The following is a 16,932-nucleotide window of genomic DNA, read 5'->3' as shown; positions in this document are numbered from 1 at the left end:
CCCAGCAGTCCCAAACCTTGCACAGTGATATGCCAGGTAGATTGAAGTTCGGACTTCGCGACTGCTGCGCAGCCGAGCGGGGATAAATCCCCTCGCCACGTGGAACCCGGTTAACCCTTTTTGCAGGCAATAAAAAGGGCTCCTCGAAGGAGCCCCTGGGCCGTAGCCCGCCGTCCGGGAAGGACGTGCGTGGTTAATTCATTGCAAATTCAGATTGTCGTGTCGGAATAAATGCCCTGTGTCAGCCGACGGCGTGAAGTTCGTTGAGTCTGTGGATTCCCGCAGTGCCGGTCATACCGTCCCAGTTGTCGCCGCGTCCTTCTCGCCAGCCGTTGATCCAGGCTTGACGTACCGACGGTAGAGTAAATGGGCAAAGCTCACGGGATTTGCCACCAACGCCATATTGATATCCGCGCAAAAATGCTCTTTCCAACGGATCACGCTTAAGTCTTCTCATAGGGTGTTTCCCTCACTTGTTGACTGTAGTGTCGCGTTGACCTCAATTGAGGTCTGGCAGAAAAAACCTGCCATCGTGCGGCTCGCTGCCGGCGTGGCGAGCCAAGGTGTTGACGCCGTTGCGACGTCAACCTGTGCTCAGTTCTAACCAATGAGTCACACCGAGGGAATGATCGTTTTGTCATAAGCACGTAACGTAAAGGATGCTATGGCGATAAGTAACCGCGTATTTATTCAACGTTCAATGCGCAAACCCCGGTATGATCGGCGCCCCGCTGACTCAGGGGGTTAATCCTTTAGTGAGAATGACCCACGTTTGCGCTTGGGTAATATTCGACGAAGGGTCGCTTTCAGTCTTTTTGTTGCACCAACTTTTTTATCTGTCCCGGCATCTAAGCTCTTTTAACCCGAGCAGCGGGGATGGAACGGCACACCTTCGTGCCACGCGGGCGCTCTTTCAGAAAAGCGCCTGATTGAAAACCGGGTCGGCAATGCGTTGTCGGCCCACTAGCCAAAGGCTCTGGAATTACCATGTCCGATCGTTTCGAACTCTTCCTCACTTGCCCCAAAGGCCTTGAAGGCCTGCTCATCGAGGAAGCCGTCGGGCTTGGCCTTGAAGAAGCGCGCGAGCACACCTCCGCCGTGCGTGGCATGGCGACCATGGAAACCGCCTATCGCCTGTGCCTCTGGTCGCGTCTGGCCAACCGCGTGTTGCTGGTGCTCAAGCGTTTCCCGATGAAGGACGCCGAAGACCTTTACCACGGCGTGCTCGACATCGACTGGCAGGATCACATGCTCAGCGACGGCACCCTGGCCGTCGAATTCAGCGGCCACGGCTCGGGCATCGACAACACCCACTTCGGCGCGCTGAAAGTCAAAGACGCCATCGTCGACAAACTGCGCACGCCGCAGGGCGATCGTCCATCCATCGACAAACTCAACCCGGACCTGCGCATTCACCTGCGTCTGGATCGCGGCGAAGCGATTCTGTCCCTCGACCTCTCCGGCCACAGCCTGCACCAGCGCGGCTACCGCCTGCAGCAGGGCGCGGCGCCGCTGAAGGAAAACCTCGCCGCCGCCATCCTGATTCGTTCCGGCTGGCCGCGTATTGCCGCCGAGGGCGGCGCGCTGGCTGACCCGATGTGCGGTGTCGGTACGTTTCTCGTTGAAGCGGCGATGATCGCCGCCGACATGGCGCCGAACCTGCGTCGCGAGCAATGGGGCTTTACCGCGTGGCTCGGTCACGTGCCGGCGCTGTGGAAAAAACTCCATGAAGAAGCCGTTGAACGTGCCGCCGCCGGTCTGGCCAAGCCACCGCTGTGGATTCGTGGTTATGAAGCCGACCCACGTCTGATTCAGCCAGGCCGCAACAACGTTGAACGTGCCGGCCTGAGCGAATGGATCAAGATCTACCAGGGCGAAGTGGCGACATTCGAGCCGCGTCCGGATCAGAACCAGAAAGGTCTGGTGATCTGTAACCCGCCGTACGGCGAGCGTCTCGGTGACGAAGCGAGCCTGCTGTATCTCTACCAGAATCTGGGCGAGCGTCTGCGTCAGGCCTGCCTGAACTGGGAAGCGGCGGTGTTCACCGGCGCGCCGGATCTGGGCAAGCGCATGGGTATCCGCAGCCACAAACAGTATTCGTTCTGGAACGGCGCGCTGCCGTGCAAACTGCTGCTGATCAAGGTTCTGCCCGATCAGTTCGTCACTGGCGAACGTCGCACTCCGGAACAGCGTCAGGCCGAGCGCGAGCAAGCGGCTTACGATCAGACCCCGGACGAGCCGCAAGAGCGCAAGTTCAACAAGAACGGCAACCCGATCAAGCCGACGCCGGCACCGGCGCCAGTGATCGAACAACCGCGCCTGAGCGAAGGCGGGCAGATGTTTGCCAATCGCTTGCAGAAAAATCTCAAGGCGATGGGCAAGTGGGTCAAGCGTGAAGGTATCGATTGCTACCGCGTCTACGATGCCGACATGCCGGAATACGCGATGGCCATCGACCTGTACCACGACTGGGTGCACGTTCAGGAATACGCCGCGCCGAAATCCATCGACCCGGAAAAGGCTTCGGCGCGTATGTTCGACGCCTTGGCGGCAATCCCACAGGCGTTGAATGTCGACAAGAACCGTGTCGTCGTCAAGCGCCGCGAGCGGCAGAGCGGCACCAAGCAGTACGAGCGTCAGGCTGCGCAGGGCAAGTTCGTCGAGGTCAATGAGGGTGGCGTGAAGTTGCTGGTCAACCTCACCGACTATCTCGACACCGGCCTGTTCCTCGATCACCGTCCGATGCGCATGCGCATTCAGAAAGAGGCGGCCGGCAAGCGCTTCCTCAATCTGTTCTGCTACACCGCGACCGCCAGCGTGCACGCGGCCAAGGGCGGCGCGCGCAGCACCACCAGCGTCGATCTGTCGAAAACCTATCTGGACTGGGCGCGGCGTAACCTGTCGCTGAACGGCTTCTCGGACAAGAATCGTCTGGAGCAGGGCGATGTGATGGCGTGGCTGGAAAGCAGCCGCGACGAATACGACCTGATCTTCATCGACCCGCCGACCTTCTCCAACTCCAAGCGCATGGAAGGCATCTTCGATGTGCAGCGCGATCAGGTGCAGTTGATCGACTTGGCGATGGCGCGGCTGGCACCGGGTGGCGTGCTGTATTTCTCCAACAACTTCCGCAAGTTCCAGTTGGAGGAAAACCTCGCCGAGCGTTATGCGGTCGAGGAAATCAGTGCGCAGACCATTGATCCGGATTTCGCCCGCAATACCAAGATCCACCGCGCCTGGAAAATCACGGCTCGTTGACGCTTTAACTGGTTGGATCCACAGAGCCTTGATTTTTAACGGCTCGGTGGATCCAGCGGTGCTAGCTAAATTAGTGGCTAATAGCTATAACTCACACACCGCCAATGGGGTTTTCCCGCAAATCTGGCGGAGTGAGTCGTGCTTATGCCGTTGCACCCCGTGCGCCCGAAAATCCTCGGTTTCATCAGTGAAGACGTCTCAGCCTGGCTGGTCGCTTTGCTGGTGTTGCTTGCCGGCGGGATTCTCACCGGGCTGCTCGCATGGGGCACCTTCAACCAGTTTCAGCAACAATCGCGTCAGCGTTTCCAACTGCTGGCCAACGAACGCTACAGCCGCATCGCCGAACGTTTTCAGGATCAGGAGCAACGTCTCGATGGTCTGCGGCGGTTCTTCGCCAACTCCGAATCTGTGTCCCGCGCCGAATTCGACGGCTACTCCCGCCCTTTATTGCTGCGCACCCAAGCCTATACCTATGCCCCGAGAGTCAGTGGTGCCGAGCGGGCCGCGTTCGAACAGCAGGTGCGTGATGAGGGCCTGAGCAATTTCACCATTCGCGAACTGGACGCCAAGGGCGAGCTGCAACTGGCGGCGCCGCGCGAGGAATACGTGCCGGTGCTGTACACCCAGACCCAAAGCCGATTGGCGCCACCACTGGGTTATGACTTGCTCGCCCAACCCATGCGCCGCGAGACCCTGCAACGCGCCGACCAGCTCGGCAGCATGGCGGTGTCGCAACCGATGCATCTGGTCGGGATTGAGCCGTCCTACGCGCGTGGGGTGTTGCTGCTGGCGCCGGTCAGTCGCGCCGGAGAATCGCAGCCGTTCGGCTATGTGATGGCGGTGATCAGCATGCGCCAGTTGCTCGCCGACGGACTGCCCGATGCCCTGCACGATTATCTGTCGGTGCGCATTCTCGACCTTTCGACCCAAGGTCAGCACGAGGCGCTGTTCGAATCGACCAACGAAGCGGTGCCCGGCGATCTGGCGGCGACGCGCTTGCTACGCATGGCCGATCACGACTATCAGGTCGATATCCTGCCAAGCTACGCCTTCATGCAGGCCAACCATTCGTCGGTGGGCAGCGTGATCATTCTGGGCGGCTTGCTCAGCGCACTGCTCAGCGCCTTGCTTTACGTACTGGTCAGCCAGCGTCAGCGCGCGGTGCGCCTGGTCGAGGTGCGCACCCAGGAACTGCATGAGCGCGAGCAGGAGTTGCGCGGCACCCATGGTCAGTTGCGCGGCGTGCTGAATGCCGCCACTCAGGTCGCGATCATTGCCACCGACCTGCGCGGGGTGATCAACACGTTCAATCCCGGCGCCGAGCAAATGCTCGGCTACAGCAGCGCCGAAGTGGTCGGGCGCATGACCCTGGAGAACCTGCATTTGCCACGGGAACTGGCGGCGCGTTCGGCCGAGTTGAGTGCGCGCTACGGCAAAAACATTCCGACTTGCCACGCGATGCTGGTCGAGGGCGGCGAAGTCGGCGGTCATGAAGCACGCGAATGGACGCTGGTGCGCAGCGATGGCAGTCATCTGCCGGTGAACATGCTCGCCACCCCGGTGCTTGACGAGCAAGGCCTGTGGGTCGGTCATCTGGCGATCTGCATCGATATCACCGAACGCAAACGCGTGCACGAGGTGCTGGCAGCACGCGACACATTGCTGAAGAAGCTCAGCGCCCATGTTCCCGGTGGCATCTACCAATTCAAGATGGAATTCGACGGACGCTTCAGCGTGATCTACGCCAGCGATGGCATCCGCGAAATCTACGAGCTGGAGCCGGATGTGCTGCTGCTCGACTCCGAGGCGATCTTCAGTCGTATCCACCCGCAGGATGCGATTCGCGTGCGCAGCTCGATCCGCGAATCGGCGGAAAACCTCAGTCCTTGGCGCGAGGAGTACCGCGTGCAACTGCCCGAGCGCGGTCTGCGCTGGGTGCGCGGCGAGGCGACACCGGAAGAGCTGCCGGGCGGCGGAGTGCTGTGGCACGGTTATATCTCGGATATCTCCGATCTCAAGCGCGTGGAAGAAGAATTGCGCGCGTTGTCGATCACCGACTCGCTGACCGGCATTCACAACCGCCGCTATTTCCAGGAACGCCTGACCACCGAAATGGCCCGGGTCGAGCGTGGCGGGGGTGAGTTGTCGGTGATCATGCTCGACATCGACCACTTCAAACGCATCAACGATCAGTTCGGCCACGCCGTCGGCGACCGCGTGCTGCAAGCAGTTTGCGAACGGATCGGCCATCGCTTGCGCCGCACCGACGTGTTCTGCCGTCTGGGCGGCGAAGAGTTCATGGTGCTGTGCCCGGACATCGACGGCGAACACGCCTACATGCTGGCGAGGGAATTGTGGGAAGGTTTGCGCGGCGCGCCGGTGGACGTGGTCGGCGTAGTCACCGCCAGTTTCGGCATCGCCAGTTGGCGCCCGGGCGAGGGCGCGGATGCGCTGTTGCTGCGTGCTGACTCAGGGGTTTATGCAGCGAAGCAGAATGGCCGGGACCGGGTTGAGCGGGAGATGAGCTGATTCGAACCTGACACCTGAACCTGTGGGGCAGAGGGGACCTGGCGCTGATTTTCTGTGGGAGCGAGCCTGCTCGCGAAAGCGGTGTGACAGTCACTGAACATGCTGACTAAACCGACGCCTTCGCGAGCAGGCTCGCTCCCACAAATGAATCTGCCGCGCTTACAGCATCGAAGCGGTCTGCGGCAGTTTCGGCTGTTTGTACAGATCCAGCAGCACCTGATCGAGCACCGACGAGGCGCCGAACGGGGCCTTGTCGTTGAGGATTGCCACCACCGCCCAGGTATTGCCATTCACATCACGGCTGAAACCGGCAATCGCGCGCACGGTGTTCAGGGTACCGGTCTTGACGTGGGCTTCGCCGCGCATCGCCGTGGTTTTCAGACGTTTGCGCATGGTGCCGTCGGTACCGGCAATCGGCAGCGAGCTGATGTACTCGGCGGCGTACGGGCTGTGCCAGGCGGCCTGCAGCATGTTGGCCATCTCACGCGCGCTGACCCGCTCGGCCCGCGACAAACCAGAGCCATTCTCCATCACCAGATGCGGCGCGGTGATGCCTTTCTTCGCCAGCCACTGCCGCACTACGCGCTGCGCAGCCCGGGCGTCGTCACCGTCGGCATCGTTGCGGAAACGCTGGCCAAGGCTGAGGAACAGCTGCTGGGCCATGGTGTTGTTACTGTATTTATTTATGTCGCGGATGATCTCGGCCAGATCCGGCGAGTACGCGCGGGCGAGCAGTTTGGCGCTGCTCGGCGTCGGTGCCAGACGATCCTTGCCCTGGATGCTGCCACCCAGTTCCTTCCAGATCGCCCGCACGGCGCCAGCCGTGTAGGTCGCGTGGTCGAGCAGCGACAGGTAAGTCTGCGAGCTGCAGCCTTCGCCCAACTGACCGCCGACGGTTACGGTCACGCTGCCATCGGCTTGCGGCACCGGGTTGTAGCGCACGCCGCCGGTGCATTGCTTGGACGGCAGCGCCTTGACGGTGTTTTCGATGCGGATGCTGGCAATCGGCGGCTCAACCGAAATCAGTACGCGGCCACCGTCATTGCGCGCAACAAAGCGCAGGGCCTTGAGGTTGACCAGCAATGAGTCGGGTTTGACCAGGAACGGCTTGTTGTCGTCGTTGCCGTCATCGTTGAATTCCGGCAATTGCGGCTGCACGAAGAAGTTGCGGTCGAGGATCAGGTCGCCGGTGATCTGCGTGACGCCGTTGGCGCGCAGGTCGCGCATCAACAGCCAGAGTTTCTCCATGTTCAGCTTCGGGTCACCGCCGCCCTTGAGGTAAAGGTTGCCGTTGAGAATGCCGCCGCTCAGGGTGCCATCGGTGTAGAACTCGGTTTTCCACTGATGGTTGGGGCCGAGCATTTCCAGCGCCGCGTAGGTGGTGACCAGTTTCATCGTCGAGGCCGGATTGACCGAGACGTCGGCGTTGAACACCGTCGGCGTACCCGGACCGTCGAGCGGCACCATCACCAGCGACAGCGCAGTGGGCTGCAGCTTGCTGGCCTTGAGGGCTTTTTCGACGTTCGGGGTGAGGGAAGTGTTGATGGTGGCAGCGGAGACAGGCAGGGCCAGAGGCAGAAGAAGGCCGGCGAGAAACAGTGGACGCAACGATTTGATCATATGCAATAAAACCCTGCAAAAGAGGGGGAAAAAGACGAGGACATGGATGAAAAGGCCCTCAGTGGTCATGAAAGTGTCGGCATTATGCCCCAAGCTGTAACAGCTTGTGCCGTGTCAGGCCCGGCCAATTGCTTATTTTTTTACAGGCGGTCGGCCGCAGCGACCAGAGAGTCGGGCAATCGCCGGCTTAAACTGGTAAAGTGCCGGCCGTTATTACTTAAGAGGATTGTTCCAATGGCGACTAACCGTTCCCAGCGTCTGCGCAAAAAACTGTGCGTTGATGAATTTCAAGAGCTGGGTTTCGAACTGAACCTGGACTTCAAAGAAGACTTGTCCGAAGAAGCCATTGACGCTTTCCTCGAAGCATTCATCAAAGAAGCCATGGAAGCCAACGGTCTGGGTTATGTTGGCGGCGACGACTTCGGTCTGGTGTGCCTGCAGAAGCGTGGCTCGGTCAACGAAGAGCAGCGCGCTGCCGTTGAAGCCTGGCTGAAAAACCGCTCCGAGCTGACCAAGTACGAAGTCAGCCCGCTGCTGGACGTGTGGTATCCGGAAAAGCCGATCAACGCGGCCAAGTGATACTGAAAAAAACGGCGACCTGAGGGTCGCCGTTTTTTTTATGCCTGCCTGCCAGGGTTGTCGTCCTGCAGGACGCATTCGCGAGCAGGCTCGCTCCCACACGATTCACCTGAGCGACTCGACTTACCTGTGGGAGCGAGCCTGCTCGCGAAGCTTTTATACCGTCAACGCTTGTTCCAGTTCAAAATCACCAGCGTCACTACCCCCGCCACGATCCCCCAAAACGCCGAACCAATGGAAAACAGCGTCAGCCCCGACGCCGTGACCATAAACGTGATCAACGCCGCCTCACGCTCCTTCACCTCGCTCATGGCGATGCTCAAGCCATTGATGATCGAGCCGAACAGCGCCAGCGCGGCAATCGACAGCACCAGTTCTTTCGGCAACGCGGCAAACAACGCCGCCAACGTGGCACCGAACACCCCGGCAATCCCGTAGAACACCCCGCACCAGACCGCTGCGGTGTAACGCTTGTTGCGATCTTCATGGGCGTGTGGCCCGGTGCAGATTGCCGCGCTGATTGCTGCGAGGTTGATGCCGTGGGAGCCGAACGGCGCCAGCAGCAGTGAGGCGATGCCGGTGGTGGTGATCAGTGGCGAGGCCGGGACGTTGTAGCCATCGGCGCGCAGCACGGCGATGCCGGGCATGTTCTGCGAGGTCATCGCCACCACGAACAGCGGAATGCCGATGCTGATGGTAGCGGCCAGGGAGAAGTGCGGCGTGGTCCAGACCGGGGTGGCCACTTCCAGGTGAAAGCCGCTGAAATCCAGCAGCCCCATGAAGCCCGACAGCGCGGTGCCGATCAGCAGCGCCGCGAGCACCGCATAGCGTGGTGACAGGCGCTTGACCAGCAGATAAGTGAAGAACATCCCCAGCACCAGACCGGTACGGTGTTGCGCGGCGACGAAGATTTCGCTGCCGATCTTGAACAGGATCCCTGCCAGTAAGGCCGCCGCCAGAGAGGCCGGGATCTTTTTCACCAGCCGTTCAAAGCTGCCGGTCAGGCCGCAGATCGTCACCAGTACCGCGCACGTGATGTAGGCGCCGATCGCCTCGCCGTAACTGACGCCGCCCAGGCTGGTGATCAGCAATGCCGCGCCGGGTGTCGACCAGGCGATGGTGATCGGTGTGCGATAGCGCAGCGACAGGCCAATCGAACACACCGCCATGCCGATAGAAATCGCCCAGATCCACGAGGAAATCTGCCCGCTGCTCAGGCCGGCGGCTTGCCCGGCCTGGAACATCAGCACCAGCGAACTGGTGTAGCCGGTCATCATCGCGATGAAACCGGCGACAATGGCGGAAGGCGAGGTGTCGGCCAGAGGGCGCAGGCGAGCGTGGGTGGCGTCGGTCATGACGGCGGTGTTCCTTATAGCAATGGAGATGTCCGCCACAACACAGAACCTCTGTGGGAGGATTGCGGTCATGCAGCGGATTCTGCGATCAAGCCTAAACTCAAACCTGACAAACCGTTGCAATACAGCCGCAGGCGCAAACAGCCGTACAGTCGTGTTGCCACCATTCATTGTGTACAATCGCGCTGTTTTTTACGCGATACTTGCCAGCGACCTACTGTGCCGTATTACAGTCACGGTCTATTCGCCGCAGTTTTCCCGACTCGAGTGCCCATGAACGAACAGTTGCAACCCCTCAAGAAACAACCGCGAGCAGGCAAAGCCGGCCGCAGCGGAACCCAGGACGATATTGTCTACGCGCATATCTTCGAGGCCATCCTCGAACAGCGCCTGGCGCCCGGCACCAAGTTGAGCGAAGAAGCGCTGGGGGAAATCTTCGGGGTCAGCCGCACCATCATTCGCCGCGCGCTGTCGCGTCTGGCCCATGAAGGCGTGGTGCTGTTGCGGCCGAATCGTGGCGCCGTTGTCGCCAGCCCGAGTGTTGAAGAAGCGCGTCAAGTGTTCCTCGCCCGGCGTCTGGTCGAACGCGCGATCACAGAGCTGGCCGTGCAACACGCCACCGCCGAGCAGATCGCCGAATTGCGGCAGATGGTCAACGACGAGCGCGACAGCTTCTCCCGTGGCGATCGCGGTGCTGGTATCCGCCTGTCGGGCGAATTCCACTTGAAACTTGCCGAAGCGGCGATGAACGCTCCGTTGATCAGCTTCCAGCGCAGCCTGGTGTCGCAGACCTCGCTGATCATCGCCCAGTATGAAAGCGGCAACCGCTCGCACTGCTCGTACGATGAACACACGCAGCTGATCGACGCCATCGAAAAGCGCGACGGCGAACTGGCGGTGAACCTGATGATGCATCACATGGATCACATCGACAGCAAGCTCAACCTCGACGAGGAAGGCGCGTCGGATGATCTGCATGCGGTGTTCTCGCATTTGTTGCAGACCAAGAAGCCGGGGCGTCCAGCGGCCAAGCTCTGATCTGAAACCGAGTCGCGGCTTTCGCGAGCAGGCTCGCTCCCACCGGGGAATGCATTTCAAAGGTGGGAGCGAGCCTGCTCGCGAAGACAATCTGACCGGCAACAAAAATCCTCCGTGGTAAACACCACCGGGGATGATCGTTCCCACGCTCTGCGTGGGAACGCCTCTAGGGACGCTCCGCGTCCAGTGACGCGGAGCGTCACGGGCTGCATTCCCACGCAGAGCGTGGGAACGATCAGTGCGAAGAGGTTAGCGCTGATGAACCAGCGTCCCCGCAGCGTAAGTCTGCTGCACCGTCCGGTCATCGCCCAAGGTCATCAACACAAACAGCGTCTCGGCAATGTTATTGGACTGCTTCAAGCGATAGCTCAGCAGCGGCGTGGCGTTGTAATCCAGCACCAGGAAGTCGGCATCGGAGCCCGGTTGCAGGTTGCCGATCTTGTCTTCCAGGCGCAGCGCCCGCGCACCCCCGAGGGTTGCCAGGTACAGCGACTTGAACGGGCTCAACCGCGCGCCTTGCAGTTGCATCACTTTGTACGCTTCGTTCAGCGTCTGCAGCAGGGAGAAACTGGTACCGCCGCCGACGTCGGTGCCGAGGCCGACATTGAGCTTGTGCTTTTCCGCCATCGGCAGGTTGAACAGGCCGCTGCCGAGGAACAGGTTCGAGGTCGGGCAGAACGAGATTGCCGAGCCGGTTTCCGCCAGTCGCGCGCATTCTTCGTCACACAGGTGCACGCCGTGGGCGAATACCGAGCGTTCGCCAAGCAACTGGTAGTGATCGTAGACGTCGAGGTAACCCTTGCGCTCCGGGAACAGCTCTTTGACCCACTCGATTTCCTTGAGGTTTTCGCTGATGTGGGTCTGCATGTACAGATCCGGATATTCCGTCAGCAATTGCCCGGCCAGGGTCAGTTGTTCCGGGGTGCTGGTGGGGGCGAAGCGCGGCGTCACCGCATAGTGCAAGCGACCCTTGCCGTGCCAGCGCTCGATCAGCGCCTTGCTGTCGACGTAGCTGGATTCGGCGGTATCGGCCAGATAGTCCGGGGCGTTGCGGTCCATCATTACCTTGCCGGCGATCATGCGCAGATCAAGCTTTTCCGCCGCTTCGAAAAACGAATTCACCGATTGCGGGTGCACGCTGCCGAACACCAGCGCCGTGGTGGTGCCGTTGCGCAGCAGTTCCTTGATGAAAATATCGGCCACTTCGTCGGCGTGGGCCTTGTCGCCAAACTGGCTTTCGCAGGGGAAGGTGTAGGTGTTCAGCCAGTCGAGCAGTTGCTCGCCATAGGAACCGACCATGCCGGTTTGCGGCAGGTGAATGTGTGTGTCGATAAAGCCCGGTGTGATCAGCGCATCCTGATAATGGTTGATCTCGATATCTGCCGGCAGGGTTGGCAGCAGTTCGCTGGCGTGGCCGAGGGCGCTGATCTTGCCATCGTCGATCACCAGCAGGCCGTCCTCGAAATATTCATAGGAGGCTTCGATGCCGACTTCGGCAGGGTCGGCAATGCTGTGCAGAATGGCGGCGCGGTAGGCTTTGCGAGTCAGAGGCATGAGGGTTCTCTAATCAGTTTGAGGCTTTGAGTTTGGCGGCCTGACTGCGGCGCGAAGCGGGCAGCAGTCGGGCAATCGGTTCGGCGCGGGCGCTGTGCTGGCCGAAATTGGCGTTGTAGGTGGCGATGATTTCGCCGGCGATGGAAATGGCGATTTCCACAGGCAGTTTGCCTTTGACTTCGCCGATGCCCATCGGGCAGCGCATGCGCTGCACCACGCTCGGGTCGAAACCACGATCACGCAGGCGGTGTTCGAATTTGGCGCGTTTGGTTTTCGAGCCGATCAGGCCGAACCAGGTGAAATCGTTGCGCTTGAGAATTGCGGCGGTCAGCTCCAGATCGAGCTGATGGTTGTGGGTCATGACGATGCAGTAGCTGCCGGCGGGCAGATCATCGACTTCGTCCACTGGCTCTTCGCTGACGATTTTACGCACGCCGTGGGGGATGTGTTCAGGAAACTCGGCCTCGCGCGAATCGATCCAGCGCACCCGGCAGGGCAGACTGGCCAGCAGCGGCACGAGGGCGCGACCGACATGGCCGGCACCGAACACGGCAATCTGCGCCTGCACCTGGCCCATCGGTTCGAACAGCAACACCGTAGCGCCACCGCAGCACTGGCCGAGACTGGCGCCGAGGCTGAAGCGCTCCAGATGGGTGTCCTGCTTACCGCTGGCGAGCATCTCGCGGGCGATCTGCATGGCTTTGAATTCCAGATGCCCACCACCGATGGTGTCGAACATCCGGTCGGCACTGACGACCATTTTCGAGCCGGCGTTGCGTGGCGTCGAGCCGAGTTCTTCGATGATCGTCACCAGCACACAGGGCTCGCCCTGATTCTGCAGGTCGGCGAGGGCGTCGATCCAGTTGTACATGTTCACCTCGACATCTTCGTTGTCTGTGCCGGCCTCTTCGCGAGCAGGCTCGCTCCCACATTGGCAATGCATTCCAAATGTGGGAGCGAGCCTGCTCGCGAATGGCCGCGCCTCGGTCCTAGAGCGGAGCCAGCTCGGTTTCAGCTTCGACAGCCTTCACCGCTTTGAGCTGGCGCATCTGCTCACAGCCCCACAACACCCGCTCCGGCGTGGCCGGCGCATCGATCTTCGGCTGATGCTGATAATCACCGAGGCTCGCCACCGCGTCCTTGATCGCGCACCAAGCGGCGATGCCGAGCATGAACGGCGGTTCACCGACGGCTTTGGAATGGAACACCGTGTCTTCCGGGTTCTTGCGGTTTTCCACCAGTTTCACCCGCAGATCCAGCGGCATGTCCGCCACCGCCGGGATCTTGTAGCTGGCCGGGCCGTTGGTCATCAGCTTGCCCTTGTTGTTCCAGACCAGCTCTTCCATGGTCAGCCAGCCCATGCCCTGGACGAAACCGCCCTCGACCTGACCGATGTCGATCGACGGGTTCAGCGAGGCGCCGACGTCGTGCAGGATGTCGGTGCGCAGCATCTTGTACTCGCCGGTCAGGGTGTCGACGATCACTTCGCAGCAGGCTGCGCCGAAAGCGAAGTAATAGAACGGACGCCCACGGGCCTGACTGCGGTCGTAGTAGATTTTCGGGGTCTTGTAGAAGCCAGTGCTCGACAGCGAGACCTGATTGAAATACGCCTGCTGGATCAGCGCTTCGAAGGTCAGGATCTGCTCGCGCACCCGCACGTGGCCGTTGCGGAATTCGACGTCTTCTTCGCTGACTTTGTAGTGCCGCGCGGCGAATTCGACCAGGCGTTGCTTGATGGTCTGTGCTGCGTTCTGCGCGGCTTTGCCGTTCAGGTCGGCGCCGCTGGAAGCAGCGGTCGGAGAGGTGTTCGGTACTTTGTCGGTGTTGGTCGCAGTGATCTGCACACGGTCGATTTCCACCTGGAACACTTCCGCCACGACCTGCGCGACTTTGGTATTCAGGCCCTGACCCATTTCCGTCCCGCCGTGGTTCAAGTGGATGCTGCCGTCGGTGTAGATGTGGATCAGCGCACCGGCCTGATTGAGGAAACTGGCGGTGAAGGAAATACCGAATTTCACCGGGGTCAGCGCCAGGCCTTTTTTCAGGATCGGGCTGTTGGCGTTGTAGCGGCGGATCGCTTCGCGGCGCTCGGCGTACTGGCTGCTTTCTTCCAGCTCGGCGGTCATCTCTTCGAGCATGTTGTGCTCGACGGTCTGGTAGTAGTGGGTGACGTTGCGCTCGGTCTTGCCGTAGTAGTTGGCCTTGCGCACCGCCAGCGGGTCGAGCTTCAGGTGCCGGGCAATCGCGTCCATCACTTCCTCGATGGCGACCATGCCTTGCGGGCCACCGAAGCCACGATAAGCGGTGTTCGACGCGGTGTTGGTCTTGCAGCGGTGACCGTTGATGGTCGCATCGCCGAGATAGTAGGAGTTGTCCGAGTGGAACATCGCCCGGTCAACGATCGAGGCGGACAAGTCCGGCGAGCAGCCGCAGTTGCCGGCCAGCTCCATGTTGATCCCGTGCAGACGGCCGCTGCTGTCGAAGCCGACGTCGTATTCAACGTAGAACGGGTGGCGCTTGCCGGTCATCAGCATGTCTTCGACACGCGGCAGGCGCATCTTGGTCGGTTGGCCGGTGAGGTGCGCGACCACTGCGCACAGGCACGCCGGACTCGCGGCCTGGGTTTCCTTGCCACCAAAACCACCGCCCATGCGGCGCATGTCGACGACGATCTTGTTCATCGACACGTCGAGCACTTCGGCGACCAGTTTTTGCACTTCGGTCGGGTTCTGCGTCGAGCAGTAGACGATCATGCCGCCGTCTTCGGTGGGCATCACCGAGGAGATTTGTGTCTCCAGATAGAAGTGCTCCTGGCCGCCGATGTGCAGCGTGCCCTGAATGCGGTGTTCAGCCGTGGCCAGTGCAGAGGCCGAGTCGCCGCGCTGGTGGGTGTGGCTGTCGAGCACGAAATGGCGCTTGCGCAGGGCTTCGACGACGTCGAGCACCGGTTCCAGGTCTTCGTATTCGATGATCGCTGCCATCGCTGCCTTGCGCGCGGTTTCCAGATCTTTCGCCGCGACTGCCAGCACCGGCTGGCCGACGAACTGCACATCATCGATGGCCAGCAGCGGATCGCCCGGCATCAGCGGGCCGATGTCTTTCAGGCCCGGCACGTCTTCGTGGGTAATGACAATGCGCACGCCTTCGAAGGCGTAGCACGGCGACGTGTCGATGCTGAGGATTTTCGCGTGGGCGCGGTCCGACAGGCGCGCATACAGATGCAACTGGTTGGGGAATTCCAGGCGATCGTCGATGTACTGCGCTTCACCGGACACATGCTTGGCGGCGCTGTCGTGCTTGACGCTGCGGCCGACACCGGTGGTCAGGTCCTGGGCAAACAGTTCGGCCAGTTCAGCCTGGGTCTTCTCTACGGCGTGATGGTTAGACATAAGCGGTCACCCGAGTCTCGATGTGCGGTGTTTGCAGTTCGATGAAGTATTTGCGCAGCAGGTTTTGCGCGCTGAGCAGGCGATATTCCTTGCTGGCGCGGAAGTCCGAGAGCGGTGTGAAATCCTCGGCCAGCGCGGCGCAGGCACGTTCGATCACGGCGTTGTTGAACGGCGCACCTTGCAGCACGGCTTCGCAATGCGCGGCGCGTTTGGGGATTGCCGCCATACCGCCGAAGGCCACCCGGGCGTCGGCGATCACGCCATTTTCCACACGCAGATTGAAGGCAGCGCAGACGGCGGAGATGTCGTCGTCCAGGCGCTTCGACACTTTATAGGCGCGAAACAACTGCTCGGCGCTGGCGCGCGGCACGATGATTTTTTCGATGAATTCGCTTTCCTGGCGCGCGGTGACGCGGTAGTCGATGAAGTAATCTTCCAGGTTCAAGGTGCGGCGGGTTTCGCCTTTGCACAGCACGATCTGCGCGCCAAGGGCGATCAGCAGCGGTGGCGAGTCACCGATCGGCGAGGCGTTGCCGATGTTGCCGCCGAGGGTGCCTTGATTGCGGATCTGCAACGAGGCGAAGCGATGCAGTAATTCGCCGAAGTCCGGGTACTCGGCATTCAACGCCTCGTAGCAGTCGGAGAGGGCAGTGGCGGCGCCGATTTCGATGCGGTCATCGAAGGTTTCGATGCGCTTCATCTCGGCGACGTTGCCGACGTAGATCATCACCGGCAGAGTGCGGTGGAACTGGGTGACTTCCAGCGCCAGATCGGTGCCGCCGGCGAGCAGCCGCGCTTGTGGATAAGCGTCGTAGAGATCGGCCAGGTCAGCGACGGTCAGCGGCACCAGGCAGCGCTTGTCGCCGCTGTTGAGTTCGCCGATATCGGTCGGCGCGATGGCCTTGAGGCGGGCAATGGTCTCGGCTTCGCGGGCGTCGAACTGATCCGCAGGCTTGGCGCAGCAGGATTGTTCGGCAGCGGCCAGAATAGGGCGGTAGCCGGTGCAGCGGCAGAGGTTGCCGGCCAGCGCTTCGTGAGCCTTGGCCTGATCCGGCGCGTCGCTGTTCTTTTGCAGGGCGAACAACGACATGACGAAACCGGGGGTGCAGAAGCCGCACTGCGAACCGTGGCACTCGACCATGGCTTTCTGCACGCTGTGCAGTTCGCCCTTGTGCTTGAGGTCTTCAACGCTGATCAGTTGCTTGCCGTGCAATGACGAAACGAAGGTCAGGCACGAGTTGAGGCTGCGATAGCGAATGTGCTCACGCCCGCTGTCATCGGTCTGCAACTCGCCAACCACCACGGTGCAGGCGCCGCAGTCGCCGCTGGCGCAACCTTCTTTGGTGCCGGGCTTGCCCACATGTTCACGCAGGTAATTGAGCACAGTCAGATTCGGGTCCAGGGCGTGCTCGCTACGGAGTTCCTGGTTAAGTAAAAACTGGATCACGGAAGGCCTCGCAGACTCATTATTGTTGTTAACCGACGTGAACCGAATTTAGCAGGTCTGACTTTTCGGTCAATGGTGTTCTGACTTAAAGGTCAGGAAAATCCGTCTCGTCGATCAACAGCGTGTCTATTCAGTATTGACCTTCATCGGTCACCGCGCTTTT

At 60.8% G+C, this 16,932-nt stretch carries 11 protein-coding genes; 4 read left to right on the top strand and 7 right to left on the bottom strand.

Features of this window, described 5'->3' with window-relative positions:
- Positions 1-241 precede the first annotated feature (241 nt).
- The gene (gene rmf / locus KVG87_RS12845) at positions 242-457 is read right to left on the bottom strand and encodes a ribosome modulation factor (RefSeq protein WP_003223300.1); all 216 of its coding nucleotides are present in this window, start codon (positions 455-457) and stop codon (positions 242-244) included.
- Positions 458-987: 530 nt separating this feature from the next.
- Here rmf and rlmKL point away from each other — a divergent pair.
- On the top strand, positions 988-3,258 hold the full coding sequence (gene rlmKL, locus KVG87_RS12840) for a bifunctional 23S rRNA (guanine(2069)-N(7))-methyltransferase RlmK/23S rRNA (guanine(2445)-N(2))-methyltransferase RlmL (RefSeq protein ID WP_039763005.1): 2,271 nt from the start codon (positions 988-990) through the stop codon (positions 3,256-3,258).
- 144 nt (positions 3,259-3,402) lie between these two features.
- Complete coding sequence (locus KVG87_RS12835) at positions 3,403-5,787, top strand: sensor domain-containing diguanylate cyclase (RefSeq protein ID WP_217851000.1); 2,385 nt, start codon at positions 3,403-3,405, stop codon at positions 5,785-5,787.
- A 159-nt stretch (positions 5,788-5,946) separates the two neighbouring features.
- Here KVG87_RS12835 and dacB read toward each other — a convergent pair whose 3' ends face one another.
- Positions 5,947-7,407, bottom strand: a complete 1,461-nt coding sequence (dacB, locus tag KVG87_RS12830) for a D-alanyl-D-alanine carboxypeptidase/D-alanyl-D-alanine endopeptidase (RefSeq protein WP_217850998.1) — start codon at positions 7,405-7,407, stop codon at positions 5,947-5,949.
- Positions 7,408-7,641: 234 nt separating this feature from the next.
- Here dacB and KVG87_RS12825 point away from each other — a divergent pair, with 234 nt between their 5' ends.
- On the top strand, positions 7,642-7,986 hold the full coding sequence (locus KVG87_RS12825; RefSeq protein WP_016773843.1) for a YggL family protein: 345 nt from the start codon (positions 7,642-7,644) through the stop codon (positions 7,984-7,986).
- Between the two features lie 164 nt (positions 7,987-8,150).
- On the opposite strand, the gene KVG87_RS12820 is transcribed toward KVG87_RS12825, so the two are convergent.
- Complete coding sequence (locus KVG87_RS12820) at positions 8,151-9,341, bottom strand: benzoate/H(+) symporter BenE family transporter (protein ID WP_217850997.1); 1,191 nt, start codon at positions 9,339-9,341, stop codon at positions 8,151-8,153.
- A gap of 273 nt (positions 9,342-9,614) precedes the next feature.
- On the opposite strand from KVG87_RS12820, the gene KVG87_RS12815 reads away from it, so the two are divergent.
- Positions 9,615-10,379, top strand: coding sequence for a GntR family transcriptional regulator (locus KVG87_RS12815; RefSeq protein ID WP_007918375.1), 765 nt, complete (start codon positions 9,615-9,617; stop codon positions 10,377-10,379).
- Positions 10,380-10,628: 249 nt separating this feature from the next.
- Here the strand turns inward: KVG87_RS12815 and guaD are convergent, their stop codons facing one another.
- From guaD to xdhA, 4 genes are all read right to left on the bottom strand, one after another.
- Positions 10,629-11,933 carry a guanine deaminase gene (gene guaD, locus KVG87_RS12810; protein ID WP_217850995.1) on the bottom strand — a complete coding sequence of 435 codons (1,305 nt, stop codon included), beginning with the start codon at positions 11,931-11,933 and terminating at the stop codon, positions 10,629-10,631.
- Between the two features lie 13 nt (positions 11,934-11,946).
- Entirely contained in the window at positions 11,947-12,804 is an 858-nt protein-coding gene (gene xdhC, locus KVG87_RS12805; protein WP_186565761.1) for a xanthine dehydrogenase accessory protein XdhC, read from the bottom strand.
- Between the two features lie 118 nt (positions 12,805-12,922).
- Positions 12,923-15,322 (bottom strand): xanthine dehydrogenase molybdopterin binding subunit, encoded by a 2,400-nt coding sequence (xdhB, locus tag KVG87_RS12800; RefSeq protein WP_217850993.1) that lies wholly within the window; start codon positions 15,320-15,322, stop codon positions 12,923-12,925.
- Entirely contained in the window at positions 15,315-16,769 is a 1,455-nt protein-coding gene (gene xdhA / locus KVG87_RS12795; protein ID WP_217850991.1) for a xanthine dehydrogenase small subunit, read from the bottom strand. The genes xdhB and xdhA overlap by 8 nt, the downstream gene beginning before the upstream one ends.
- Positions 16,770-16,932 lie beyond the last annotated feature (163 nt).

The sequence above is a fragment of the Pseudomonas siliginis genome (assembly GCF_019145195.1).
Classification (GTDB): domain Bacteria; phylum Pseudomonadota; class Gammaproteobacteria; order Pseudomonadales; family Pseudomonadaceae; genus Aquipseudomonas; species Aquipseudomonas siliginis.
Note: the sequence above shows the minus strand (reverse complement) of the source record. Positions and strands in the feature narration are given on the sequence as shown.

Excerpts from the sequence above, each read along its gene's own strand:
- KVG87_RS12825 (WP_016773843.1), top strand. The coding sequence starts at position 7,642 with ATGGCGACTAACCGTTCCCAGCGTCTGCGCAAAAAACTGTGCGTTGAT.
- xdhC (WP_186565761.1), bottom strand. The coding sequence starts at position 12,804 with ATGTACAACTGGATCGACGCCCTCGCCGACCTGCAGAATCAGGGCGAG.
- rlmKL (WP_039763005.1), top strand. The coding sequence starts at position 988 with ATGTCCGATCGTTTCGAACTCTTCCTCACTTGCCCCAAAGGCCTTGAA.
- rmf (WP_003223300.1), bottom strand. The coding sequence starts at position 457 with ATGAGAAGACTTAAGCGTGATCCGTTGGAAAGAGCATTTTTGCGCGGA.
- KVG87_RS12820 (WP_217850997.1), bottom strand. The coding sequence starts at position 9,341 with ATGACCGACGCCACCCACGCTCGCCTGCGCCCTCTGGCCGACACCTCG.
- xdhB (WP_217850993.1), bottom strand. The coding sequence starts at position 15,322 with ATGTCTAACCATCACGCCGTAGAGAAGACCCAGGCTGAACTGGCCGAA.
- dacB (WP_217850998.1), bottom strand. The coding sequence starts at position 7,407 with ATGATCAAATCGTTGCGTCCACTGTTTCTCGCCGGCCTTCTTCTGCCT.
- guaD (WP_217850995.1), bottom strand. The coding sequence starts at position 11,933 with ATGCCTCTGACTCGCAAAGCCTACCGCGCCGCCATTCTGCACAGCATT.
- KVG87_RS12815 (WP_007918375.1), top strand. The coding sequence starts at position 9,615 with ATGAACGAACAGTTGCAACCCCTCAAGAAACAACCGCGAGCAGGCAAA.
- KVG87_RS12835 (WP_217851000.1), top strand. The coding sequence starts at position 3,403 with ATGCCGTTGCACCCCGTGCGCCCGAAAATCCTCGGTTTCATCAGTGAA.